The 283-nt window shown below is 48.1% G+C and carries 1 protein-coding gene; it reads left to right on the top strand.

Annotated elements, in window-relative coordinates; translation table 11 throughout:
- A partial coding sequence (locus tag ACVC08_RS00700) for a hypothetical protein (protein ID WP_452600588.1) occupies nucleotides 1–283 on the top strand: 283 nt, incomplete at both ends.

Raw genomic sequence — 283 nt, forward strand, 5'->3', positions numbered from 1 at the left:
GACCATTCCAGCAGGAAGCACGAGTGTCGATGTAGTGATTCCAATCACGGATGATGCCATAGATGAAGCCGATGAGACCTTTACCGTAGATGGCACAGTAACCAGCGGAAACACAGCAAACACGGACCCAAGCGGAACAGTCACGATCACCGATAACGACAATGCGCCAACAGTAACAATAGCTGATGCAACAGTCAACGAAGGCGCTGGCACAGTAACCGTTCCAGTAAGCATAGATACCGTAAGTTCAACAGATGTTGTAGTAGATATTGTCACGACAACA

The sequence above is a fragment of the Pontimicrobium sp. MEBiC06410 genome (assembly GCF_053601615.1).